Annotated in this window: 26 protein-coding genes and 1 pseudogene; 11 read left to right on the top strand and 16 right to left on the bottom strand. The window is 50.7% G+C overall.

From position 1 onward, the window contains the following. Positions 1-51: 51 nt before the first annotated feature. On the bottom strand, positions 52-990 hold the full coding sequence (locus tag HU175_RS00835; RefSeq protein ID WP_410528574.1) for a GH39 family glycosyl hydrolase: 939 nt from the start codon (positions 988-990) through the stop codon (positions 52-54). A 2-nt stretch (positions 991-992) separates the two neighbouring features. Here HU175_RS00835 and HU175_RS00840 point away from each other — a divergent pair, with 2 nt between their 5' ends. Both HU175_RS00840 and HU175_RS00845 read left to right on the top strand, forming a co-directional pair. After that, complete coding sequence (locus HU175_RS00840) at positions 993-1,283, top strand: transposase (RefSeq protein WP_176564783.1); 291 nt, start codon at positions 993-995, stop codon at positions 1,281-1,283. A 14-nt stretch (positions 1,284-1,297) separates the two neighbouring features. Beyond that, positions 1,298-2,134: an IS3 family transposase gene (locus tag HU175_RS00845; protein ID WP_176564784.1), complete on the top strand. Its 837-nt coding sequence runs from the start codon at positions 1,298-1,300 to the stop codon at positions 2,132-2,134. A gap of 48 nt (positions 2,135-2,182) precedes the next feature. Here the strand turns inward: HU175_RS00845 and HU175_RS00850 are convergent. Next, positions 2,183-3,031: pseudogene (locus tag HU175_RS00850) on the bottom strand (GH39 family glycosyl hydrolase); the annotation flags it as partial. Positions 3,032-3,284: 253 nt separating this feature from the next. Here HU175_RS00850 and HU175_RS00855 point away from each other — a divergent pair. Next, positions 3,285-3,950 carry an arginine-tRNA-protein transferase gene (locus HU175_RS00855; protein ID WP_176564785.1) on the top strand — a complete coding sequence of 222 codons (666 nt, stop codon included), beginning with the start codon at positions 3,285-3,287 and terminating at the stop codon, positions 3,948-3,950. Positions 3,951-4,173: 223 nt separating this feature from the next. On the opposite strand, the gene HU175_RS00860 is transcribed toward HU175_RS00855, so the two are convergent. From HU175_RS00860 to HU175_RS00875, 4 genes are all read right to left on the bottom strand, one after another. Further along, positions 4,174-4,542, bottom strand: coding sequence for a hypothetical protein (locus HU175_RS00860; RefSeq protein WP_176564786.1), 369 nt, complete (start codon positions 4,540-4,542; stop codon positions 4,174-4,176). 206 nt (positions 4,543-4,748) lie between these two features. Beyond that, on the bottom strand, positions 4,749-6,125 hold the full coding sequence (locus HU175_RS00865) for a cystathionine beta-synthase (protein ID WP_176564787.1): 1,377 nt from the start codon (positions 6,123-6,125) through the stop codon (positions 4,749-4,751). After that, entirely contained in the window at positions 6,122-6,742 is a 621-nt protein-coding gene (locus tag HU175_RS00870; protein WP_176564788.1) for a hypothetical protein, read from the bottom strand. The genes HU175_RS00865 and HU175_RS00870 overlap by 4 nt, the downstream gene beginning before the upstream one ends. Beyond that, entirely contained in the window at positions 6,739-7,830 is a 1,092-nt protein-coding gene (locus HU175_RS00875) for an AAA family ATPase (protein ID WP_176564789.1), read from the bottom strand. Before HU175_RS00875 ends, HU175_RS00870 begins: the two co-directional genes overlap by 4 nt. A 190-nt stretch (positions 7,831-8,020) precedes the next feature. Here HU175_RS00875 and HU175_RS00880 point away from each other — a divergent pair, with 190 nt between their 5' ends. From HU175_RS00880 to HU175_RS00890, 3 genes are read left to right on the top strand one after another with little or no spacing between them, the layout of a single operon-like run. Beyond that, the gene (locus tag HU175_RS00880) at positions 8,021-8,578 is read left to right on the top strand and encodes an RNA polymerase sigma factor (protein WP_176564790.1); all 558 of its coding nucleotides are present in this window, start codon (positions 8,021-8,023) and stop codon (positions 8,576-8,578) included. After that, positions 8,550-9,269, top strand: a complete 720-nt coding sequence (locus HU175_RS00885) for a hypothetical protein (RefSeq protein ID WP_176564791.1) — start codon at positions 8,550-8,552, stop codon at positions 9,267-9,269. The genes HU175_RS00880 and HU175_RS00885 overlap by 29 nt, the downstream gene beginning before the upstream one ends. A gap of 52 nt (positions 9,270-9,321) precedes the next feature. Then, positions 9,322-10,374 carry a hypothetical protein gene (locus HU175_RS00890; RefSeq protein WP_176564792.1) on the top strand — a complete coding sequence of 351 codons (1,053 nt, stop codon included), beginning with the start codon at positions 9,322-9,324 and terminating at the stop codon, positions 10,372-10,374. Between the two features lie 15 nt (positions 10,375-10,389). Here the strand turns inward: HU175_RS00890 and HU175_RS00895 are convergent, their stop codons facing one another. Next, positions 10,390-12,039 carry a M1 family metallopeptidase gene (locus HU175_RS00895; RefSeq protein WP_176564793.1) on the bottom strand — a complete coding sequence of 550 codons (1,650 nt, stop codon included), beginning with the start codon at positions 12,037-12,039 and terminating at the stop codon, positions 10,390-10,392. A gap of 156 nt (positions 12,040-12,195) precedes the next feature. Here HU175_RS00895 and HU175_RS00900 point away from each other — a divergent pair, with 156 nt between their 5' ends. After that, positions 12,196-12,522 carry a HesB/IscA family protein gene (locus tag HU175_RS00900; protein WP_176564794.1) on the top strand — a complete coding sequence of 109 codons (327 nt, stop codon included), beginning with the start codon at positions 12,196-12,198 and terminating at the stop codon, positions 12,520-12,522. A 97-nt stretch (positions 12,523-12,619) separates the two neighbouring features. Here the strand turns inward: HU175_RS00900 and HU175_RS00905 are convergent, their stop codons facing one another. Next, the gene (locus HU175_RS00905; RefSeq protein ID WP_176564795.1) at positions 12,620-13,129 is read right to left on the bottom strand and encodes a GNAT family N-acetyltransferase; all 510 of its coding nucleotides are present in this window, start codon (positions 13,127-13,129) and stop codon (positions 12,620-12,622) included. 103 nt (positions 13,130-13,232) lie between these two features. Between HU175_RS00905 and pnuC the strand changes: the two genes are divergently transcribed. From pnuC to HU175_RS00920, 3 genes are all read left to right on the top strand, one after another. Then, the gene (gene pnuC, locus HU175_RS00910) at positions 13,233-13,901 is read left to right on the top strand and encodes a nicotinamide riboside transporter PnuC (protein ID WP_176569081.1); all 669 of its coding nucleotides are present in this window, start codon (positions 13,233-13,235) and stop codon (positions 13,899-13,901) included. Further along, positions 13,898-14,437, top strand: a complete 540-nt coding sequence (locus tag HU175_RS00915; protein WP_176564796.1) for an AAA family ATPase — start codon at positions 13,898-13,900, stop codon at positions 14,435-14,437. The genes pnuC and HU175_RS00915 overlap by 4 nt, the downstream gene beginning before the upstream one ends. Before the next feature lie 159 nt (positions 14,438-14,596). Beyond that, a complete protein-coding gene (locus HU175_RS00920; RefSeq protein WP_176564797.1) occupies positions 14,597-14,905 on the top strand; it encodes an isoamylase early set domain-containing protein in 309 nt (102 codons plus the stop codon). Between the two features lie 88 nt (positions 14,906-14,993). On the opposite strand, the gene HU175_RS00925 is transcribed toward HU175_RS00920, so the two are convergent. Both HU175_RS00925 and HU175_RS00930 read right to left on the bottom strand, forming a co-directional pair. Next, entirely contained in the window at positions 14,994-15,923 is a 930-nt protein-coding gene (locus HU175_RS00925) for a hydroxypyruvate isomerase family protein (protein WP_176564798.1), read from the bottom strand. A 46-nt stretch (positions 15,924-15,969) separates the two neighbouring features. After that, on the bottom strand, positions 15,970-19,104 hold the full coding sequence (locus HU175_RS00930; RefSeq protein WP_176564799.1) for a PVC-type heme-binding CxxCH protein: 3,135 nt from the start codon (positions 19,102-19,104) through the stop codon (positions 15,970-15,972). Between the two features lie 161 nt (positions 19,105-19,265). On the opposite strand from HU175_RS00930, the gene HU175_RS00935 reads away from it, so the two are divergent. Continuing rightward, positions 19,266-19,964 (top strand): SGNH/GDSL hydrolase family protein, encoded by a 699-nt coding sequence (locus tag HU175_RS00935; protein WP_176564800.1) that lies wholly within the window; start codon positions 19,266-19,268, stop codon positions 19,962-19,964. Here the strand turns inward: HU175_RS00935 and HU175_RS00940 are convergent. The 6 genes from HU175_RS00940 to HU175_RS00965 all read right to left on the bottom strand — a co-directional run bounded on the left by HU175_RS00940 (position 19,961) and on the right by HU175_RS00965 (position 24,732). Beyond that, entirely contained in the window at positions 19,961-20,662 is a 702-nt protein-coding gene (locus HU175_RS00940; protein WP_176564801.1) for a DUF2306 domain-containing protein, read from the bottom strand. The genes HU175_RS00935 and HU175_RS00940 overlap by 4 nt on opposite strands. 135 nt (positions 20,663-20,797) lie before the next feature. Next, positions 20,798-21,685: a LytR/AlgR family response regulator transcription factor gene (locus HU175_RS00945; RefSeq protein WP_176564802.1), complete on the bottom strand. Its 888-nt coding sequence runs from the start codon at positions 21,683-21,685 to the stop codon at positions 20,798-20,800. 16 nt (positions 21,686-21,701) lie between these two features. Further along, positions 21,702-22,325, bottom strand: a complete 624-nt coding sequence (locus tag HU175_RS00950) for a rhomboid family intramembrane serine protease (protein ID WP_176564803.1) — start codon at positions 22,323-22,325, stop codon at positions 21,702-21,704. 1 nt (position 22,326) lies between these two features. Then, the gene (locus HU175_RS00955; RefSeq protein ID WP_176564804.1) at positions 22,327-23,298 is read right to left on the bottom strand and encodes a polyprenyl synthetase family protein; all 972 of its coding nucleotides are present in this window, start codon (positions 23,296-23,298) and stop codon (positions 22,327-22,329) included. A gap of 60 nt (positions 23,299-23,358) precedes the next feature. Continuing rightward, positions 23,359-24,183, bottom strand: coding sequence for an outer membrane beta-barrel protein (locus HU175_RS00960; protein WP_228724278.1), 825 nt, complete (start codon positions 24,181-24,183; stop codon positions 23,359-23,361). Between the two features lie 114 nt (positions 24,184-24,297). After that, a complete protein-coding gene (locus HU175_RS00965; protein WP_176564805.1) occupies positions 24,298-24,732 on the bottom strand; it encodes a nucleoside deaminase in 435 nt (144 codons plus the stop codon). Positions 24,733-24,779: the final 47 nt, after the last annotated feature.

Genomic DNA, 24,779 nt, shown 5'->3' on the forward strand with positions numbered 1-24,779 from the left:
CGTCCATTGGGCGTGGCTCAACTGTTTTATCAGGGTATCGTTGAAGTCGATTTACTTCCACGTCAATTTGAGCAGTGAAACACCTTGTCGGGGAAGGGTCAGCTTTATATCCGCTTCACCATTCTTCACTGACACTCGCTCGGGAGCAGAGAACTGCTGTAACTGACCCGCTTTTTCGAGCTGGGCAACCTGCTCCGCAGACGGCGTTTTGGGAGAGCCCATCTTTTTCCAGGTCTCATAGGAGTTGCTATATTGCCGATCGACCCGGTAATGATGCAATGTTACGTTTCCGTTGGGCAATCCAGTCAGGTGCACCGAAACGGGCGCGTCGAGCCCGGGCAGGTTATCATCGTGGTAATTCCAGACCATTACCGCGGCCGATTTGGCGTCCTTCGAAGCCAGGGCGTTAATATCGGCTTCGTCCCGGACGCTTTTATCCCGTATCCGGACGTAGTCATATGCCAGTCCTGCTTTGACCTCTACCCGATTCGTAGGCATCATCCCGAACATGCGAAATACGTTCAGCACCGGTTTATCCACACCGTTGGTAGCCAGGTCGCGAAACCCTCTAAACCAGGCCTGATCTTCGAATTCAAACGCCCAGGTAACCGCTCCCGCCAGGTTCACGCCCCGCGACTGGGCCAGATCATATTTCCGGGCGAATGAAGCAGCCGTGTAGCTGGAATACATCGTACTGTTCCGGTAAGCATTCTGCGGACTGACATCTTCCGAACAGGCCGCGCATCCCTCCGGGTCCGATTCGCCAATAATGATTGGCAGGTTTTTCAGGCTGGGATAAGAAGCAACAATTTTGAACCCTTCGTCAATGTCACGCAGCTGCGTACCCATGTTCATCTGCACATGACCATCGACCAGTTTGGGGGCACCTTTAGCGTGAAAGGTAATGAAATCAATAGGGCTCCCTGTATAGTGATCCCGCTTTTTTGTACCACTCCTTAAGCTTGTCGGAATGGTTGCTAACTTAGTCAACCATGAAAGCAAAAAGTCGTCGTCAGTTCACCTCCGAGTTCAAGGTGAAGGTCGTCTTAGAAGTACTCCGTCAGGACAAGACGCTCAATCAGATCGCTAGCGAACACGAGTTGCATCCACAGTTAGTGCAGACTTGGAAACAGGCATTTATGGCCGCTGTCCCACAACTATTCGACCAACAGAAGAGGGCTGAAAAGCCCGTTGTCGATGAAACAGGGCCTTTATACGAACAGATTGGACGGCTCCAGATGGAGCTAACCTGGCTCAAAAAAAAATTAGCGACCAACCCCTAAGCCAGCGAAGAGCCATGATTGAGCGCTCCAATACCGAATTGAGTCTCCGCCGACAGTGCTGGCTGTTAAGTGTCAGTCGGGCCGGTCTGTCCTATCAACCTACTCCCGTTGATGATCAAACTTTACAGATCATGCGCCGATTAGACGAATGGTATGTCGAACATCCTGATCTAGGCCATCGTCGGCTGGTGGTTCTTTTGAATCAGGAGGGCTGGGTGGTAAATATTAAGCGCGTGCGTCGTCTACGGGCCTTAATGGGTCTGGAAACACAGTTCCCTAAACCTAATCTATCCAAACCGGGTGTGCCTCGACAACGCTTTTTCTATCTACTACGTGGTTTGGTCATTGATCGCATTCACCAAGTGTGGGCAACGGATATTACATACATTCCTATGCCCAAAGGCTTTTTTTATGTGATGGCCATCTTGGATTTACACAGTCGCTATGTCTTGCATTGGCAGTTGAGCAATACGCTGGAAGCAGGCTGGTGCATCGATACCTTGCGACAGAGTCTACGACAATGGGGCAAACCACAGATCTTCAATACGGATCAGGGGAGTCAGTTTACCAGTGATGACTTTATTGCTGTATTAGTAGGGCATGAGATCGCCATCAGTTGGGATGGCAAAGGGCGAGCTTTGGATAATATCTACGTGGAACGCTTCTGGCGAACGCTAAAATACGAAGATGTTTATTTGCGCAACTACCAAACTGGCAGTGAACTTCGAGCGGGTTTAACCAAGTACTTTCGCTATTACAATCACCAACGACCTCACCAGTCATTAGGCTATCGGACACCGGCAGCGGTATTGATGGAGGGGAAGGAGAAACAACATATATCTCTCAACTAATCATTTCGTTTAGCCAAATGGTGGTACAGAGAATGGGGTACACTATACTGTCTTACCCGTTACGTAATTTTTCCCGCTGACAACGTGCTCCATGAACGGTTTGAAAAACTTGCTGGATCCCTCCCAGGATGGTCCGGTTACTTCGGGGCCGCCGATCCTGGCCGTAGGAAGTGCCCGTTTAACAGCATCGGCAGTGTAGTCATACAGCTTGATATACTCCTCGGTCGAGCCTTTCCAATAACTGATATTAGGCTCATTCCAAAGCTCCCAATACCAGCTTTCCACTTCCTTTTTGCCATACTTCTGGACCGAATGCTTCACCCACTGATAAACCAGCTCGGCCCACTTGTCGTAATCTTTGGGCGGATAAGCCCAGCCCAGGTAGATGTCATTGTAGTTATCGCCGGGTTTCCAGTGGTGGCGGTACGGCTCCGGTTTAGTCGACAGGGCCTGGGGCATGAACCCGATCTGAGCGATGGGTTTCATGCCCCGCTCGATGAACGTATCGAATATTTTGTCGACAATAGTCCAGTCATAGACTGGCTTCCCGTTGGCGTCTTCCGTGTAGGCATTCGTTGACCCCCACTTCAGAGCGGCTTCCCCATCACCCGTCACCAACAGGCTGTGCACGCGCACGTAGACGGGCACTTTACTGAGTTGGGCGATTTCGGTCAGCAGTTTCTTGCCGTCCTTCATGTAGGTATAGTTGGGTTCGTCGTAGCCAAACCAGGCCCAGATTGGTTTCAAGGGACCTTTGTCTTTGGTTAAATCGACCTGAATCGTAACCGGTTTTTCGGCACTGGTCTGGCCCAGACTATCGGCGCCGGGCAGCAAACTGAGAACACCCGTTCCCAGGACTACCAGCGTGAACCAGAAATTTGTCGTATGGTGCTTCATGAATTGGGCAGGATAAAAAGACACGTTTTTTGTCGGAGCAGGTCAGCCGCTTTACTAAGCTCAATTCCGGCCAGTTATACCCAGAGTGTTCTTACTTCAGGGGCAGTATTTTAGTTGAGCTGACGCAATGAACAGGTGGGTAACCCGATTCGTCGGCTTTTTTAAATTACCGCTTCGGTAAGTTGTCATCTGATGTTGCTTGCCTACATCTGGTTATTTTTTGTTACCTTGATAACTAGCAAGCCTCCACACAATGAGCGGATACGAACTGGATTTTTTTCTTAGCCTGGGTTACTTTCGAATGCAGCAGGAAGTATTTACCTGCCGCTACCTGATTCTTGAGAATAACCTGCATCCGGTTTACTGGCTCCGGCTCGATCTGGCTGTCGTTACGTTCGGTCCTAAACAATCGCGGCTGCTGCGTATTAACGACCAGTTCTTAGTAACTGTCGTTCCGTTTACGCTAACTGATGAATTAGAGGATTTATACGCTATTTACCGCAGTTCCATCGATTTTGACGCCCCCGAATCAGTTCAGTCGTGCCTGCTGGGCAACAGCACCGGCAACGTGTTTGATACGTCTGTTGTGGAAGTGCGCGATAATGGCCAGTTGATTGCCGCCGGAATTTTTGATAACGGTGCCTGCAGTATTGCGGGGATCATGAATTTCTACCATCCTGATTACCGGAAACAGAGCCTGGGCAAGTTCCTGATGCTACAAAAAATCAACTACGCCCGGCAGCAGCGGAAAACGTATTACTATCCCGGCTACATCGTCGGAAACTATCCCAAGTTTGATTATAAACTATTTGCCTGCCAGTCGGCTACCGAAGTCCTCGACGAAAACAGCGGCACCTGGCTCCCCTTTTCCTGGGATTGGATCAACCAGCAATCAGACGAAAAGCTGAGAGCGGTCTAATTAGCGATTATTACGTTCGCTCGATGGCAAGCGGATCAATCTATTACGCATGTTTCCGGCAAGAGCCTAAACAAAACAGCCTGCCCGGCTTTTCGCGGACAGGCTGAGTAAAATCCTGAATAATACATGACTGCATTGGTTAATACCCTGCAAGATTCAGGCCATCTGTATCTTTACCGGACTTATTATTTACAGTACATATCAGATAAACGCGTTTAACGGTCTACTTCCGTTTACGAACTGACCGGGCCTCCCACAAAGCGGGTTGTATGGTTAATTCGCTCAGGTAATAGTTAACTATGGTAGCAAAACCGCCTGCCTTGGCCAGTTGAATTTCGAAATCCAACTCATTAATAATAAACCGTTCCCGATTTGACTGTCCGTACGATTCCCGCGATAAGCGGTCAAAAATTCGTAGCGCCAGGTTACGGTCATTGTAAGCTAATGCCAGCCGGTCTCGAAGATCGGCAACGTTTTTCGTGAATGCATCTAACCGGCTGTCACCGGCTAACTCAGTAGCACCTACACCGGCTGCAATGCTCTCAGTTGTCAGTACAGCCTCTCTGGTCATATTTGTGAAGAAACGTAGCATGTTGATAAATGGGTTAGTATACCAAACAGAACTCTTCAGTAAACTAAATATCTACTCCGTCTGTAAACTATTGCCACTTTTGTTATCTAATGGTTACATCCTACGCCCAGATCGGCCCATAAGCAATCCATAATTAGTCATTTGGCTACTAATCATGTCTTATTGAGAAAGACATCCACTACTGTACATCTGATTTATCCGTAATTTTAATTCGTCATGGCTGCCAGCAAGTCAGCCTGGGTGATAATGTGAATTTGCTCTTTCTCGTCGCGGACGAGCAGGGCTTTGTTATCCCGGTCGATTAGCGACGACAGCGCGTCAATGGTGTTATCCAGCCCCACAAACTTGAAGGGTTTGTCCATAACTTCGCTGACGGGGTGATCTTTCACGGCAGGGTCTTCGATCAGGCGATTCAAGACGGTTGAATCGGTCAGGCTGCCCACGATGTGGCCGTCATCGTCCGTAACCGGGATCTGCGAGATGCCGTACCGGTTCAGGACGTGAATGGCCTGATTGACCGATACGCCCGAGCCAATAGTAGTCAGTTGGGAGGAACCGTTCTTGTGACGAATGATATCGCGGGCCGTTTTGAACGCACGATCTTCCAAAAAGCCGTGGTCCTTCATCCACGTATCGTTGTACACCTTCGCCAGATAACGAGTGCCGTGATCGGGCAACAGAATAACCAGTACGTCGTCGTCGTTCAGGTGATCCTTTGCCCATTCAAGCGCGCCATGCACCGCCGTTCCGCACGACCAGCCCACAAATAAACCCTCCTCACGCGCCAGTCGCCGGGTCATGATGGCCGCATCCCGGTCGGTTACTTTGATAAATAGGTCGATAACACCGAAATCGACATTTTTCGGTAAAATGTCCTCACCAATTCCCTCAGTCATGTATGGGTAAATTTCTCCCTCGTCGAATTGGCCAGTTTCTTTATACTTCTTGAACACGGAGCCGTAGGTATCCAACCCGATCGAAATCAGGTTTGGATTTTGCTCCTTCAGGAACCGGGACGTACCGCTGATGGTCCCGCCCGTACCAACGCCAGCCGCAAAGTGCGTTACACGCCCATCCGTATCGCGCCAGATTTCGGGGCCAGTCGTTTCGTAGTGCGCGGCCGCGTTGGCGGTGTTATCATATTGATTTGGGTAGAACGAGTTGGGAATGTCGCGGTTGAGTTTCTGGGCGACGGAGTAATACGAACGCGGGTCTTCGGGCGATACGTTCGTTGGGCAGACGACCACCTCGGCACCTACCGCTCGCAGGATGTCGATTTTCTCCTTCGACTGCTTATCGGCCATCGTGAAAATGCACTTATAACCTTTACCAATAGCGGCCAGCGCCAGGCCCATGCCGGTGTTACCGCTGGTGCCTTCGATGATCGTACCGCCAGGTTTCAGAACTCCCCGTTCTTCGGCATCCTCGATCATGCGCACGGCAATCCGGTCTTTCACCGAGTTGCCAGGGTTAAAATATTCCACCTTTACCAGCACCGTTCCCCGGATGCCTTTCGCAACCTTATTGAGCTTTATTAACGGCGTGTTGCCGATGGTGTCGATGATGGAATTGTAATAATTCATGGTCGTCCGTCTTTGTTGTACTGCTGTACAAACTGAACGACCTGCTGGTGGAAGTGTTTGAAACTGCGCGATTGGCGGGCGAGTTTGTTAAAATCAGCTTTGGCTCCCGCTTCACGAGCTACTTTTTCAATTTGAGGCCGATCCTGTCTAGATCCGTAAACTTTACGTTTTGTGTCATCTTTGTTTGTCGATTCGAGGCTATTAGGCGTTGCATCAGATTGTACATAATGAATCCAGCAATCGATAGCTTGAATTGGAACAAAAAGAATTACTTTATCTTTGTAAAGTTGGTAAACTTTCCCCATGCTATTTATTATTTCTTGTAATCGCGCACTGTGATATTCTAGATCATCAGTAAAATCAGAAGTATCTAAATCTATACCAGCAATGAAAAGATTGCAAGGGCTCTTTTTATCAGCAAATGAAAGAGCGCATAATGATGCCGCTTCTTGTAGAACTTTCGAAACACTTGGATTTTTAGAAATAGCTATCTGAATATTTGTCCTCACGGCTTGAACGTTACCATTCTCTTTGGTAACCCAGTTCATATAGGTTGGTATAAATTGGTATTCAGCGAATCCCTCTCCAACTAATGTATAACGTAATATCTTGCTCATGGAATAGAAGGGACTCCTCCTAAAAGTCCATAAATCCAATTTTCACTTAAATTCGAAGTCAGATCAATATCATCAAGTCCTATACTTTGATTGTATTCATTAAACGGTTCAATAATATTCCGTTGCAAATTTTTCACACAGGTAGCACCATCTTCATTCTTATCAAACACAAAAACAGCTTCCGGACGTGTAGTAAAGTCATCTAACACGTGCTCATTATGAGTCGTTAAAATAATTTGCACGTCCTTTTCTTCAGCAAGGCGAAAGATCAAGTCCATAACTTCTCGTATTCTGCGTGGATGAATACCTTTTTCCGGTTCTTCTAAGAGTAATAATTTTGGAGGCTTTGGCTGATTAACAATTGATAGAAGTGCAAGAAAATACAGTGTACCTTCGGACAGTTCGTCAGCCCAAAATGATACATTTTTCTCACTATTCCCTAACCCAATTCGCTTAAATGAATTTTCTTTGAATTTTCTTTTTTGTTCATCTGTAATGTATAGAGCATCTTCTAGCTTGATCTCATCAAATTCTGAAATACAATTATGTAAATCAGTTTCAATTTGATTAAAAACAGTCCTCCGATATTTACTCAGCATTATATCTAGAAACCCTACTAAATTAGAAACATCTGAATTAACCATTTCCTCTCCTATTCCTACTGGTCCTGGTTGAGTGAGTTTATTAGGGTCTGGCTTATAAATATTAGCGCCAGTAATAAGCGTCTGTAGCTCTTTTTCTCCTGCAATATCAAATACAGTACCGCTTCCAATATTTTTAATTTTACTGTTATAAATGCTAAAATCTATTATATCACCCGAACGAAAATCAAACCCCTTTTTAATATGTACAGCGTCTTCACTATCATCAATTAAATGATAGTAAATAGGTAAACCATTACGATTGAATGTTAATGACCTATCTTCTGTACGAGGGAAATTATTATAATTCTTCCCAAAATACTCCAACGCCTTCAAAAAATTCGTCTTGCCGGAGTTATTTGGACCGATGAGCAGGTTGACTTTCTGGAGGTCGAGCGTGACGTCTTTCAGGCTCTTGAAATTCTGGATGGATACGCGCTTGAGCATGGCAATGGAGCGTTAGTGCCGACAAGTTAACAATTTACAGCCCTATTTTGTCGGGGGCAATCACCTGGACGGCTGGTTTGCCAACCTGCCGTTTCTCGCCGATTAACATCTCCCGACAATAATTCTTTCTCAGCTCAGGCAACCCTTTTGGCTCAAGCGGCATTTCTGTCATTGTATTTGGTAGAGGGTTATGTCGAAACAACTGGTTGAACAGTGCCAACGCGGGAATGCATTCGCCCAGAAACGGCTGTTCGATCAGTACGCTAACCGCTTGTTTCGCGTCAGTTTGCGTTATGTCCGGAATGAACCGGAAGCCGAAGAGGTGCTGATGACAGCCCTGCTGAAAGCCTTTCGGAGTATATCCACCTTTACGTACCGCGACGATAACGGGCTGGAAGCGTGGCTACGGCGCATTGTTGTGAACGAAGCGCTGCAGTATCTGCGGGCGAATCGGCACCTGCCACTTTTTCAGACTGAAGATGAAGCGGAGGGATTGCCCGACAGTGTACCGCTGCCCGATACCGGGCTGGATGCCGAACGGATTTACGCCCTCATCCGCGAGTTGCCGCCCGGTTATCGAACGGTGTTTAACCTGTACGCCATTGAAGGCTACACGCATTCCGAAATTGCCGAACAGCTACGCATCTCCGAGAACACGTCCAAGTCGCAGTTGAGCAAAGCGCGGGCACTTTTACAAACCTGGTTACTCCAGAACGGCTATGAAACAGAAAAACGACGAACTACCTGACGAATGGGTGCGGCAAACGCTGAGCCGCCTGCCCGACGCCCCTCCGCCCGGTTCATCGTTCGATGCGGAGCGTTTGTGGGGCCAGCTACGTCCTGAACTCCAGGCTAAACCCAACCGTCGGCGAGCGTGGTGGTGGCTGTCGGCAGCCTGTGTGTCCGCAGTCGCAGCCGGGTGGCTGGTATGGTCGTTGCCGAACGGTAAGCCAGGAGTAAGTCCAACCGACCAGATGGCTACGTATCGCGCTAAAACCGATACGATATCTGGGGCCAGGCCAAATCAGCGGGAAGAAATTCCTGAATCTGCGCCCACCTTGGCGGAAACCCATCAGCAAAAAAGACAGCGTACTGCGGTTTCTGTCCAGCGTGTCCATCGGCTCGACAACGTAGCAACTGTACATGAGTCCAGCGAGCCAGAAGCTACTACTCAGGTAGTAGAAACTCCAGTCATACTCATTACGGATGCCATACCAGCACCTCGCAAAGCGAACATAGCAGCCGCTACGCCCAAACGGCGCTTTCGGGTAATGCACGAGAATGAGCTGCGAGCCGAGGACGAAGCGGCCCCTAAACTTTACCGCACCGATCATTTCGTCCGGTTAGGCAGTGGACCGACGAACAACGAACAGCAGCGTACCAATACGACGCCGGATTATAGTCCGCCAGCGCTGGTCATGCCTTTAACCAACCACTAAAACCAATATAATCATGCGACTAGTCTGCTTTATTACTGTGCTCTTACTGAGCATGGCTGGGAAATCTTTGTGCCAATCGACCGGCAATCACCTGACCGAACCGGGCGCCAAACGAAAGTTTATCGGCCTGAACCACATCGAAATTGATTTGGGGCAGCGTAATACGTTGCTGATTGGCTTCGACCAGTATGCACAAGTTCAGGCTCATAAAAACGTTGACTCGGTGCTACGTCTGTTTATGGACGATTATCGAATCGTGGAAGACACCACGCAACGTCCGACGCGCTCTGCCCATGCACTCTTTAAACTCCGGCCCGACAATCGCGATCTGGCGTTACGGTCGGCTCCACAGGTGACCACCGATTTCCGGTTTCGGGATGGCGAAAGCCCCGTTGAAGTGAAAACGAAGCAGGATACGCTGCAAGTCGCCTGGCTATCGACTTCCGCCAGAGAGATTTCCACCGATTTTGCCGTCTATTTTCTCGTTAACAACCTACGTGACCTTCAAAAACTGCTTAGCACAGGCGGGGTCAATGCGAAGGTAGAACAGGCGCTCGAATCGGTACGCGGTTTTAAACACCATAACCTGACCAATCCGCGTTACGCGTTTAACCTGCTCCAGCCGCTTACCGGCAAACCTACGTTTCAGACACCCGGCCTCATCGGCGATCCATTTCTGAGTTTTCATCCCGGTATTGGCGTCGGTCTGATTCGCAACCAGTGGGTTCCGTCGTTCAACTTCGACCTGGAAATCGTACCGACCCGGTTTCAGCAGGTGGGTTATTTCGTTGGCTACACGTCCAACTTCTTTTTCCAGTCAGCAACCGATCAGTCCTTTCAGACGTTCCGAAATGATTTTGTGCATGCGGGCGTGTCATTTTACCGGAAAGACAAGAGCAGCCGAACCAGCAATTTCTCGAAGCAAATAGGCTCGTTCTACGTGGGGCTTCCGGTTCACCGATCAGACCCATATTTCGCGCCCAATACCATTAAACTGGGCGGCACCATCTACCAAAATGGATTATTTAAGGTGCAGGCCGACATCTACATGAATGGTTTTTTCAAGCAGGTCAACCCGAGTCTCCGGCTGGTGGTTGGGTTTTGATAGCGTTAGTGTGCCTTACTTACCCATTTGTACAGCGCGCATCAGCACGACATTGTCCGGGTCGATGACAACGGAAGCGGGTTTAGCAGACAACGGTATCGTAAATGTTTGGTTCTGCTGATCCATCGTCAGGCGGGGGGAACGCTGGATTTCTCGTCCGCTGGCGTCGCGGAAACTGAACGTCAGCGGAATGGTAAAGGTCGTCCCGTTACGTTGCGCCTGCCGGGCATCGATCACCAACGCCTGTTTAGCGGCATCGTAACTGGAACCCCACACAACTTCGGGGTAGCCGGGTTCGTAGAGCCACTGCTCAAAAAAGCGTCCCAGCTTCTTACCCGATACGTTTTCCATGACAGCCTGTAAATCGCTGGTTTGCGCGTTACGTAAGCGGAACTGCTCGTAGTACGTCCGGATGCCCTTCCAGAACGTATCGTCGCCCACTTCGTTCCGGAGCATGTGTAGCACCCAGCCGCCTTTCTGGTAATTCAGCGGGTTCAGCAGGTCATTTAGATTTGTGGTGACGGAATCGATAATGGTCGCTTTGGGTTTCAGGGCCGTGTACCGGAAAATCTGTCCCTTATTCTGATTCAGCACGGCGTTGAGCGTATCGCGACCGTAGGCATGTTCGAGGTAAAGCGCCGAAAAATACGTAGCAAACCCCTCGCTCATCCAGAGTTGCGACCAGTCGGTTTCGGTGGCCGAGTTACCGAACCACTGGTGGGCGATCTCGTGGGCCAGCAGGGCCTCCATATCCGAATCTTTCTTACCAACGATCGCTTTCTCGTTGTAGAAAATACAACTGGCATTTTCCATCCCGCCAAACACCGTTGTGGACTCGACGTTGGCCAGTTTCTCGAAGGCATACGGCCCGATCCTGCTGATGAAATATTGCAGAATCTCTTTGGCAGGCCGGTAATCGACAAAACCCTTCTGACTATCGCGTGGGTAGAGCCAGCTTTGTACGGGAATACCATTGACCGAACCAACCTCATCGACAGCAAAGCGGGCTGCCCCAATCACCATCACTTTCGTAGGAATGGGCGTGCTTTCCTGCCAGCGTGTCAGCTTTCGGTTGCCCGGCAAAGCGGTTTCGCCGATGTATTTTCCGTTCGAGATCACGCGGTACGTAGCCGGGGCGTTGACACTAAACGAGCAGGTCGCCTTGTCGGATGGGTGATCGACCACGGGCAGGTAATGACGGGCGTTGTTGGGCCAGTTATCGCCAAAGAAGGTCCGTTCCCCGAATTTATTTTTGCTGATGATCAGCCCCCGAGCCGGAACGCCTTCATACGTAATCGTAACCTCCGTTGGCAGGTTAGGCGCCGGAGGTAAGTTGATAAAGACCTTATCGTTACGTTGCGTGAAGGGGATCGTTTTTTTATCGGCGGTTACTACCTCCCGCACACGCATGCCCGCTGCCGCATTGTCTTTACTGCCAACCAGATCGAACCAGACCGTCTGACGATCGTCGGCGCGGGTAAACCGGATTGTTGTTTCACCCTGAATCTGATTGGTCGAGTCGCTGATGGTTAGCGAAAAATTATAATTTACTACGTCAACGCCGGGTTGTGTGTACCGGGCCGATCCAACAACGGCCTGCCCATGTGCGACCGCTGTCAGGCACAAAAATAAACTTACTAAAAACCCTTTCGTTTGCTTACTCATTCTGGACTAATCATAATCGCTCTTCCCTCTAAACGAGCGGCTTAGCCAGTCAGTTTGATTTGTTGCTGACCAGCATAAGTAGATAAAGAACTTTTCCGTTTGGCGGAAAGTTAAGAGATTAGCATTGATTCGCGTCAACATAGACCCCCGTTACCAATGGTCACTGTTTCAGAAATTGCCAAAAATAAGATAATTGAACTCCGTCATAAAGACGGTCTTGCCGACGACACTGCCATCCGCGTAGCCGTTGAAGGCGGTGGTTGCTCGGGTCTGATGTATGACCTGCAATTTGATGCGACGCAGCAACCAACCGATCACCTGGTTGAGGACAAAGGCATTAAAATCCTGGTAGACCGCAAAAGTCTACTATACCTCGCCGGTACCGAACTTGATTTTTCAGATGGTCTGAACGGCAAGGGATTCCAGTTTAAGAATCCAAACGCTACCCGTACCTGCGGCTGTGGCGAAAGCTTCGCGGTCTAAAGCGCCATCTTCCAGATATAGCAAGGTCGATCAACAGGCAACAGCCGAGTTGATCGACCTTCTTTTGTTTCCAGTATCTCCTCTTCCTTCAAAAGAATCAATCAAACAGCCGCTCCCACCACAGCATGTCTTCGATTCGGTCGAATAGCTGGAACTGGTTTTTTTCGAGCACTTTCTGCGACGCTACGTTCTCCACGTCGGTATCGGCTACAACGCGCCAGACTTCGGGCTGCTGCCCGGCCCACTCAACCATGCCACTCACCATCTCGGTCATGTACCCCTTCCGCTGGTAAGCCGGATACGTACCGTAGCCAATCTCGACGGTTCCCGTTTCGTCGGGTTCGCCCTTGAATTTAGCTTCTGCCACAATTTGTTTGGTTTGCCGGTCAATGGCGATCCACATCGTATGAAACAGCGGGTCGTTTTTGGGGTCGCGCAGGCGGGGAATTGTGAAATGGGTAATGACACTCAACACAGGCTCTACCACAGCCCGGTGACCTTTTCGTAATCCCAACGACTGCTCCAGTCGTTGATCGTTGGCAACGTGCAAAGCCAGCTGCTCGAGCGTGAGCGGCCTCAGCGTCAGGCGGGGGGTATCAATTGTCATAACGAGTTCGCGGCAGAACTGTCTGTACGGGTCTTCCAAAAGCGAATTGCGCTGTATACTTGTAGCACTAAAGGTAAACGAAGCCCGCCTGATCCGCTCCGGAATGACCGACTTTTTCGATATCAATACCATTTTTTTTTCCGTCTGGGGATACTCTATGAGTTACCTGGAGTTCGTTGGGGCTATGCTGGGCGCTCTAGCTACTTTTCTGGCGGCTCGGGCCAACGTCTGGAGCTGGCCCGTAGGTGCCGCCAGTGTTACGCTCTTTTTCTTTCTGTTCTATCAGGTTCAGCTCTATCCGGACATGTTTCTACAGGTGTTTTTCCTGGTGACGAACCTGCAGGGCTGGTGGCGCTGGACCCACCCCAAAGCGGGTGAGGCCGACGCGCAGAACGAATTACGCATCACCCGGCTGCTAGGTAAACCCTTATACCTGTCGCTGCTGGGCGGTCTGGTTGCTACGCTCGCGCTGGGCACCTTCGCCCAGAATCTGCACGTCTGGTTTCCGGTTGCGTTTAGTCAGCCGAGCGCGTTTCCCTACCTCGACTCGTTCACGACGGTCATGAGTATTATTGGTACGTTCATGATGATTCAGAAGAAGCTGGAATGCTGGTGGGTCTGGCTGCTGGTCGACCTGATCAGCACTTACATCTACTACATCAAAGGCGTGAAGTTCATTAGCCTGGAATACGCCGTTTTTTGTCTGGTTGCCTTTCAGGGAGCCTGGTACTGGACCCGTGAATACCGATCCTATTCAACCCGCCCGGCATGAGTATTGAACCTGCCCCAACGCCTGTCGTTAAGATCTGCCTATATGGCCCCGAGAGCGTCGGTAAAACGACCATGGCCCGGCAATTGGCGGAAGAGTATCAGACGGTTTTTGTGCCTGAGGTTTCTCGGGACATGGTCTTCACCAATGATTTTTCGCGAGACGATATTATCCAGATCGGTTACGCCCAGACCGCAGCTGTAGAAGCCGCCGAACAAGAGGCCAACCGGATTCTGTTCTGCGACACCGACCTGATCACGACGCAGATTTATTCGGCGGTTTATCTGCATGAAATACCGCCGGTTTTGTACGAGCTTGAAAAGCGAATTCAGTACGATCAGTACGTCCTGCTGGACATCGATGTACCCTGGATTGCGGATGGATTACGCGACCTTGGCGAACGGCGTCAGGAGATGATGACCCGCTTTCGGAACGAACTCGACCAGCGTTCTATATCCTATGTTCTGGTAAGCGGTTCATTTCCAGAACGAATCGAAACGGTCCGGCAAATCGCGAATAAATTTCTGCAAATTGGATAGATTTTATGTTCTACCAGCAGGTTTATACTTCATATAACTATAATACAAGGCATAGCTTTTAGTATTATTTTAAGAATCTTTGTACTCAACCACTTGATTGTTATGACTTTATTTATTTAGTGCTATAATTTTGCAGCAGAAACTAAATAGTTAACCAATATGGCAGTTGCCAAACAATTCCTCAAAAGTAAACCTGTTTGTAAAGTAACGTTTGCATTGCCAGCGGAAGCTGTCAATGGGGCCAAGAAAGTCTTTGTAGCCGGTGAATTTAATGACTGGGATACGACAGCCCAGGAATTGAAGAAACAGAAAGATGGCTCGTTCAAAGCGACCGTCGAACTGCCCGTAGGTAACGAATATCAGTATCGCTTTGTCCTCGACGGCAACACCTGGGAAAATGACTGGGAAGCCGATAAATACGTAGCCAGCGGAGTTTCAGGAGAAGAAAACTCAGTGGTAGTATTGTAAAAAAGGAAGGAAAGGGAGGATGGAGGAAGGGGACAAAAGGGATTTTATTACCCCTCTCCTCCCCTTCCTCCATCCTCCCTTTCCTCCTCTACACCGTAAAACTATCCACCTCCACATACGCCTTCACCAGCGCTTCTTCGCCTTCTTTGCCGGGCTTTGATTTGCCGTGCTCCATCCCGAAAATGAATTCCTTGTTTTCGGCTTTAGCTTTCTGGTAGATGTGCTTGAAGATGTTTTTGTAGTTGATTTCGCCGGTTGTTGGCTCGTTCCGACCGGGATTGTCACCCATCTGGAAATAGCCAATTTCTTTCCAGGTCCAGTCGATGTGCGGAATGATGTGCCCTTCGTTTTTCTGCATGTGGTACACGTCGAACAGGATCTTGCACGACGGGCTATTCACCGCCCGGCAGATTTCGTACGTCTGATCGGACGTACGCAGGAACAGATTGGGCGTATCGCTGAGCGGCTCCAGCACCATAGTCAGACCCGCCGGCTCCAGAATTTCGGTTCCCCGACGTAGTGCGTCGATTACGTTGCCGGTCTGCACGCCAATCGGTAGGCTTCGGTCGAAATCGCCGGGTACGACTGTCGTGAATTTCGCATTACAGCGCTTTGCGGTTTCTACCGCCTTCCGGCATCCGTTCAGGAAGATCTCAACGTGTTCTGGTTTATTAGCCGCCAGTGTATTCTGGGAGTTGCCACCTTTATCGAGTACGAATACGCCCATTGTCATTCCCAGGCGCTGCATTTCCTTACCAATTTTTTCCTGCATGGCCGGATCGCGACCCATCATCCCATTGTCTTCCAGCGCGGTGAATCCTAAGTCAGCCATGTACTTAAGCTGATCGATGGGGTCTTTTCCGGCGCTGTTCTCAAACATGCCAAAGTGGGGGGCATATTTAAGCTTAAACGTGTGCTTTGCCGCTGATACGCCCGAGGCTACACCACCAAGCACTCCTGTTGACATGGCCGTTCCGGCTACGCCTAATGTTGATTTCACGAAACTACGTCGTTGCATAAAAAAGGAAAGGGGTTCCCCGCCGAAGCGGTCTACTGTTGGACAATTATTGTTTCTTTTTTAGAGTTGACAGGTATTGAACCAGGTCGACCAGTTCCTGAGTACTCATCGCTTCCTGAAGACCCGCCGGCATCATCGACGAATCAAGCTGCTTCATCGATACTACGTCGGCAGTTTTGTAATTGGAGACAACCCCACCCGGAAATTTGACCTGCAAGTCCGTTTCGGTCTTGCTCGAAATGATTCCGGCCACCGTGCTGCCATCCTTGAATTTGATTTCGTAGCCTTCGTAACCGAAGCTGATGCCCGCATCAGGCTGCAGAATAGCCAGGTATTGACCTTCTTTAGGCAATTTGGAACCAATCTCAGAGAGTTTCGGCCCAAAGTCCATTCCTTCACCGTTTACCTGATGGCAGACCGCGCAGTTCGTTTTAAAAACGGTCAGTCCACGGGTGGCATCACCATTCATAGCCATCAGCTCCTGCATCGACGGCAGTTTCTTACCGGCGGTAGCGGCTGCATCCAGGTACGTAGCGGCTTCCTGGTGGATCATTTTTCGCCAGGCACCACTCACCCCCTGCACAGCTGCCGTTTTGTACGGTCCTTTGATCTCACCCGAGCGAAGTAACGCCAAAACCACATCTTCGCCATCGTAGCTGCCACCCAGTGCCCGGGTTGCATCCCGGCGCAGGTCCGCAGACCGTTTCTCGTCCAGCGCCACCGTTTTGAGAATGTCGATCGATTCTTTTGTACCCACCCGACGTAACGCCGATATCATTGTTTGGGCTGATTTCATGTCGTTACTGTTGAGAACGTTCCAGACCAGTGGTGATCCTTTCTGCTTCAGCAGTTGCCGCGTGGCATCCCGACCAACGCCCTCCAGCGGTTTGGCCATGGCCAGTTGCAGCAAGCGGTCGTTTTCCGAAGCAGGTTCGTAACGAGCAACGAGCTCAATATATTCCTGGGGCTGCGTTTTGTAGACATCATCCAACAATGTGTTTAGGGCTTTGGCCGCGACGGGCGACGTTTTCGCAAAAGCAGGGTCCAGGTGACGTAACGCCAGCTTGGTTACTTCCACCGAACCGCTGTTTGCCTGCAACATAGCCAGTAAAGCGTTCGATTTTTCGGCACCAGCCGGGTTGAAATCAAAAGCCCGGAAATACCGCAGCCGCTGGTCGAGTGGCGTAGCTTGGTCGCCCGCTAGTTTAGCCAGTAAGGGTACAGACTCTTTCGTCCGGGCGCGCCAGACAATATCCCGGCCAGCCGCATTGGCAATCGGGTCGGCCTGCTGCTGTTTCAGCCAAGCAGCGTAATAACTATCCCAGTTGCCTTCGGCGCCAATACCCAGCGCTTCCAGATACCAGCGGTCGGTACCATCGTGCTTACTGGCCAACTGTGCCCACAGGGCAGGAGCCTCGGGCGACGTATTACGACGTAGCGCAATGGCACATTCGCGACGCACAGCAGCGTCACCTGCGCCAGCTACCGGATTTTTGAGGAGTTGTTTTACGTAAGGAATAATATCTACTTTCTGCTCGCGAGCGGCCCGTAGCGCAGTAATACGCAGATCCGGGTTCGGGCTTTTCAGCGCCGTTTCCAGGTATTTTTTACCGGTATCCAGCTTGCTCAGCAACCAGAGCGCCCGCGCCTGCATCCGTGGGTTGGTTGAGTTTTTGTACAGAGCCGCCAGTGGTTTCTCGGCCTTGTTGCCCATCGCCCGCAGCGCATTCCAGCCCGCATAGCGAAAGGCCATGCTCGGACTTTGCAGCGCCTGAATGGCCCCCTCCGTCGTTGTTACGTTCAGAGTAGGTAATTTGTATGGCGAATTTGGGGGAGCCAGTCGGTAAATACGCCCCCGCTGCTGGTCACCCGCCTGGTGGCCACCAACACCCGGATCATACCAGTCGGCAATGATCAATGACCCATCGGGCGCGACGCATACGTCCGCCGGACGGAACCATTGGTCACGAGCGCCTTCCAGCAGATTGACAATCGAAGCTTTGTACCCCGCACCATTTTGCTGAGTGGGATAAGACCGTACTACGTTCGGACCCGCATCGCAGTGAATGACCTGATTACGGAACTGCTCGGGCAACAAATCGCCTTCGTACACGATAATCCCCGTTGGCGAACCCGCGCCAGTTTGCAGCATATTAGGTACCGTACCCGGATCGTTCAGGTGCCAGTGGCGCAGCGGGATTTCCTGCTCCCGGTTCGTCCGGTTGGCCTGCCAGCCCGCGCCGGTCAGCTCATCAGTATAGCCGTAGCTGCCGCCCTCCATGACGTAGTTGATACGTGTTCCCTTGTTGCCATCATCGTCGTTATCCGATTGCCAGACCGTACCGTAGGAGTCGACTGCCAGTTCATAAGGGTTCCGGAAATTCTGGCCCAGCACCTCGACGTTTTTCCCACCGGGATCACAGCGAAACGCCATCCCCTGCCGGAAATTCTCTTTATCGATGGGCTTGCCCGTTACCTGATCAATGACCGGATTACCGTCTTTATCTTTCAGTTGCCCCCCTTCGTTACCAAAGTTGAAATACCACTTCCCGTCTGGTCCGAAAATAAAGGTATGCATCCCGTGGTCATGTTGTTCGCCACTGATACCCGTGAAGAGCAGCTCTTTCTTGTCGGCCTTATCATCGCCGTTTTCGTCAGTAAATACCCATACGTTCGGGCTATCGGAAACGATAACCTGGTTGCCGTGCACCCAGATACCCAGGGGCGACTCCAGATCAGCCCCCTGGTAAAAAACCTTACTCACGTCGGCTTTTCCGTCGCCATTCTGATCCTCCAGGATAACAATCCGGTCACCTTCCTTGCGGGTTGGGTTACCATTGATGGCCGGGCGGTAGTTGTACGCTTCGCACACCCAGACGCGGCCTTTTTCGTCCACATCAATGTCGGTCGGGTTGATCAACATGGGCTCGGCCGCAAACAAAGTTGCTTCCAAACCCGGCGCTACATTCAGGCTACCAACGGCATACTTCGGGTCGTGTTTATCATCATCGGTCAACTGCGCGAATAACTGTTCCAGAAACGGTTTCGATGCGCTGTTCAGCGATCGTTGTTGGTAGGCATTCACGAACAGACCGCCCGCCAGTACACCAACGGCCGACAGAGCGAGTATACGTCTCGACGAAGTAACAGCCCAAAATCGGGAGGGAGATTGCTTGTACACAGAAAAGAGTATTTTGTTGCTTTTGATGCGTAAGTGTAAAAATAAATCCAGCCCGTACTATAATCAACTTACCTGGCTGGCCATTTTTATACTCTACCCATCCTAGAAGCGTACTCCGTCGTATATCTCCTTATTAGCCCGCTCGCAAAAGACCTACTCGTATGAAAGTTCTTCTGTTGTTTCTTCCTATTTTGGTTGCCTGCACGCAGCTCTCAACAACACCCACTATGGTTCTGAATCCCAACGGAGCAAAGTCGACGTACCGTTTTTTGTCCCTCGGGGACTCCTACACCATTGGTGAAAGCGTCGATGCGTCGGCTCGCTGGAGCGTACAATTGGCAGGCATGTTGCGTAAGGACGGACTGGACGTAGGTGATCCGGATATTATTGCCCGTACGGGTTGGACAACGGCCGAGCTACAGGCCGCTATTGGCACCAGCGGCAATACAAATCAGTATGATCTGGTGTCGCTCATGATCGGCGTGAACAACCAATATCGGGGTCAGAGCCAGGAACGGTATCGAACCGAGTTTGAAGCTCTGCTGAAAACAGCCATTACGTTTGCGAAAGGAAACGCCAGCCACGTCTTTGTGCTTTCCATTCCCGACTGGGGTAAATCACCTTACGCCAACGGCCGCAACCCGGAGACGATTGCGGCCGAAATCGATACGTTTAACGCGATTGCGCAGGCAGAATGCCAGAAAGCAGGCGTTTCGTACGTTGATATTACACCCATAAGCCGCCAGGCTACCGGTGATGCTACGCAGTTCGCCAACGATGGACTACATTATTCGGGGAAGCAGATGAAGCTGTGGGCCGAAAAGGCGTTGCCCGTGGCAAAAGCACTGCTGAAACCTTAAACCGCTACTACCTTTCGGGCAGAGGTGCTGAATTTCTCCTTGTAATACTTCACGGTCCGCCCAATGAGCATGCCACCGATCAGGCTGGGCAGAATCCAGGCTGCCGTCGCCGACCAATCAGGCGCATTATCGGGCAACAGGCGATCGACGTTATTTACCAGCGCGGCCGTGAACGTAGCGATGTACGAGCCACCCATCCGGATAAAGTGCTGAAAGAACCAGTGCATTCTTTCGGTTGGCTTACCAAACTGCCGAACGTCTTTCGACGCAAATACGCCTGTTAACACGCCGAAAAACGTGAACAGAATAGGAAAAATTGAATTAATCGGCTGACTGACCAGATATAGGCCAAAGCCAATCATTGATGCGCTTACCACCAGTGTTACGTAGGTTAGCCCCCGATCAAACGTAGTGATCCGTCCCATCTTCTGGCTGGTAGCGCGCCATCCCGTAAAGCACAGGTAAAAACTAAACACGGCAATGCCGGTCAGAAACAGCCGCATCATTTTGAACGGCTGAAGTCCGCACAGCAACAGCGCAGTGATCGCCACGGTAATCATGCAATAGACATAGATCAGACCAGAGCGGTTGTGTAGCTTACCTCCTTTTTTCGAGAACATAGGTACTAGGCCCGTTAATAAGGCAATCATACCGGCGGCAATGTGGGTAATCAGTAGGATAACGATCAGCGTTTTCATGGCTGTTTTTGGTTTGCGTTTGGATGAAGCAAACATACAGCGACGAAATCGAAAATGGCCCTATAAAGGGCTGTACGGCATTTTTTGGGGCGAATGACAAAGATGAACACTCGTCGGGACAGACGGGGGGACCAATTACAAAGCTTTCAATTCGGCAACCAGCGTATCGTTATACTGGCGGGAGACAGGGACAATAAATTGATTGTTCAGCAGGTGAAGTTTGTAGCCCTGCGCGTTGCCCGTTACGCGCTCAACGCGGTCCAGATTCACCAGGTAAGAACGGTGACACCGGACAATGTGGGACTGGTTCAGCTGGTTTTCCAGACGGCTCAGGCTACTCCGCAGCAAGGGCTTGACGGGCTGACCATTTTTCAGGTAGACGATTGTGCAGTAGTTGTCACTCGATTCGACATACAATAAGTCGGTAGCGGTGATAACCAGTTTGTCTTTTTCGTTCTCGGCAACAAACTCTACTGTATTGCTAGCCTGTTCTTTTATCTCGTCTGGCATCGAAACCGATTCCGGGGACGGTACTGAATGTACCGGTAACTCGGCGGCTGCCCGGCTGTATTTTCGCAGTTGGGCAATGTAATTGAGCAGCACTACACCCGTAACGGGGAACAAACCGACCAGGTACGTAACCAGAACCATGCTCACCCAGTTTAGCCCCGTCAGCCTAAGGTCACCGATTAAGGCGGCCATGTAGAAACCGTTCGTGACAGCAATCAGCAGAATATTAAACGTGATGAGCAGAATCTCGCGCCCAACGGTCCATTTTGTTTCCGAAAACTGCCGGGGAAACAGACGGGGCCAGACAATAAAATTCACGGCTGTGACGACGGCAGTTACCACACCGAAACCCAGCAGCTTTAACGCCTTGTAGTCGGTTTTCCACAGGCTAAGATTAAACGGCTGAAACACGAGCAGAAACAAACCAACGAACAGGCCAATCAAGGCTGACCGCCGGAGGTTTTTCGCGAGCGAATCGTTCGCTGGATAGGGTTGCCCGAATAGCCGAAACATAGGCTACAACGTAAGATCAGAAAAGGCGCCAGTTACTTATCTGCTCGATAAATTGTGGCAACACCGGTGGGTAGATCAGAATCATACAGATCACGCCAAACAGAGCGCCGTAGAAGTGGGCATCGTGGTTGACATTGCCGCGGTTCTGACGTGCTTCGTAGTACGAATAGGCCAGATACATGCCGCCAAAGATGAAGCCCGGAATCCCGATAGGAATAAAGAAAATGTAAATCTTCTGCAGTGGGCTGAACATGATAGCCGCGAAAACGATTGACGATACCCCCCCCGAAGCGCCCAGCGAGTTGTAGTTGCGGTCGTTGCGGTGCTTGATCAGCGTTGGGATATCCGACACCACAATCCCAGCCAGATAAAAGCCCAGTATATAAGTCGGGCCTACCAGTCCGAACAGCATGCTGAACAGGTATTCGACAACGCCCCCAAAGGCGTAGAGGGTAATCATGTTGAAGATCAGGTGCCCCCAGTCGGCATGCAGAAAGCCTGAGGTAAGCAGCCGATAGTACTGGTTCTTGCTTACTACGTCGTACGGATTCAGGACCCAGCCGTACATGATAGTAGCGTTATTCCACGCCCAGACGCTAAGAATGGCAGTAACGACAATTATTAGGATAGTGACACTCATATCAGCTTTCTCGTTCGATCAGTTGGCGGGTAAATTGAATCAGTACGTTTTTCCGGTCAGTATCAGCGTTGATCTTTTCAAAACAATCAAACCCGCGGTCGAAATACATGTTGATCCGGTTTTCGGTTAGCTCCCGAATACCTAATTTATCATAAATGGCCGTAACAGCCTGCACTTTTTCGGCCTTGTCGAACTCGATGGCGTTGAGCCAGCCGATCAGTTCTTCTTTCGCGCTGCCTTCTGCCTGTTCCAGCGCTTCGATCAGCAGGAAAGTTTTTTTGTTGGCAATAATGTCCCCGCCTACCTGTTTGCCAAATTTCGCCGGGTCGCCGTACACGTCCAGCAGATCATCTTTCAACTGAAAGCCAATGCCGATGTTTACGCCACCATCGTACAGTTGCCGGGTCGATTCGTCGCAGGCACCGGCGATGCGGCCACCCAGTTCGAGCGCGTAGCCCAGCAGCACTGACGTTTTCAACCGGATCATCTCGATATATTCGGCCTCGGTAACGTCCCAGCGCGTTTCAAAATTCATGTCGAGCTGCTGACCTTCGCAAACTTCGGCCGCCGTCCGGCTAAACCGGAGCATAATAGGCTGTAGTTTACTGGGCTCTACGTTTAGTAGCAAATCATAGGCATTCACCAGCATCACATCACCCGACAGAATAGCGCTATTCTGATTCCATTTTTCGTGCACAGTGGGCTGGCCCCGACGTAGTGGCGCCTGGTCCATAATATCGTCGTGCATCAGCGTGAAATTATGAAATACCTCCACCCCCAACGCCGGTTTGACGGCTTTCTGCCAGTCGTCGGTGAAGAGCGATGCTGCCATCAGGGTCAGTAGCGGACGCATCCGCTTCCCGCCCAGGCTCATGATATAGCGAATCGGATCGTAAAGTTCGGGCGGATTCTGCCCGTATTGCGTAAGCTGAAGTTCGTTTTGGATTGCGTCAATGAAAATAGCTGGACTCATTCGGTTCGGGCAATAACTCACCTAGTTTTGGCCAAAAATAAGGCAAATAGCCCCAAAACCCTAACCGCCAAACATCCGGCGGTAATTCCGTTGGTTGGGCGTCATCAGGACAAAAATAAACCGCGCCGACAGGATAAAATAGCCATCATTCCGGTCGCTGTTTCCGCGTTGTTCACCAACCTTGTTAGGCTCTAAGCCAATCTCGGCCCGGCGGTCGGACAGCGCAGCCGCAACCGGGCTCATGGTACTGCGGTCGGGATAGATTGTACTGACATCGTCCAGATAATCGCTCAGCACGTGGGTGTAGGTCCCTTCCAGGTGTAATTTGAACCGGTCGGTCGCCAGCACGGGCACCCCCAGTCCATACCGAACAATAAGCGGAAGCCGACTGTAGTCGACGCCTTCGGTATGGAGGGGCGCCAGACTGTAGGACTGTTCCTTGTACGTAGTCTGGGGGGTCATATAGGTCAGTCCAACACCCGCCAGCGCATACGGTATACTCGCTTTGTGCCGATCGTCAACCGGCCAGAAATCGACCTGCATTCCGGCCCAGAGCTCGGGATTGATGCTAAAAAAGGACAGGTTATTGTAACTGAGTTCCGTTCCACGCTGGCTACCCCGGACGTAGTACACCTGCGTTTCGGCCCGAAAGCTAAGTTGCCTGGACAGCCGATAAGCAGCAGCAACGCTTAGGGCCGCCCCCAGGCGCAGATGAGACAGATCACCCCATTGGCTCATATCGCCGGTATAGTGTGTTGTCCCCAGGCCAGCGTTCAGCAGCCAGGTACCGGGTTTCTCCCGCCAGATTTCGGATCGCTGGGCGTGTGCATCGGTACTTAAGATGCACAGCGCTATCAGCGTAGTTAGTACGCAGTAAAGTTTCACAGGTTCAGCACGTTACGGTTCCAAGTCAGCAAAATAAGCTTTTGCCGGATTGCCAAACGCCCTGAAGTAAACAACCTACCAAAATACCGTTACTTATTTCGTAAGCGGTTTGATTTATAGCTCGCCAATATCCTCATTCCAGAGAGTTGGCTTGTCAGCGATGAACTGATTCATCATGTCAACACACTCGGGTAAATCCAGGTCGATAACCTCAACGCCATGCTGTTCCATGAACTCCCGCGCCCCGGCAAACGTCCGCGACTCGCCCACGATCACCTTCGGAATCTTGAACTGTACGATGGTGCCGGCGCACATGTAGCATGGCATCAGCGTCGAGTAAATCACCGTGTCACGAAACGAACCCACCCGACCGGCATTATTCAGGCAGTCCATTTCGCCGTGCAGAATCGGGTTATCCTCCTGCACCCGCTTATTATGCCCCGACGCAACGAGCTTACCTTTTTTAATGAGCGCCGAGCCGATGGGAATACCGCCTTCGCTCAAACTTTTTTGGGCCTGCCGAATAGCTTCCTGCATGAATTCGTCCATAGTTTGTTGTCTGGTTTATCGATAAAAAGGCCCGGCAGATATAATCT

The sequence above is a fragment of the Spirosoma sp. KUDC1026 genome (assembly GCF_013375035.1).
GTDB lineage: Bacteria > Bacteroidota > Bacteroidia > Cytophagales > Spirosomataceae > Spirosoma.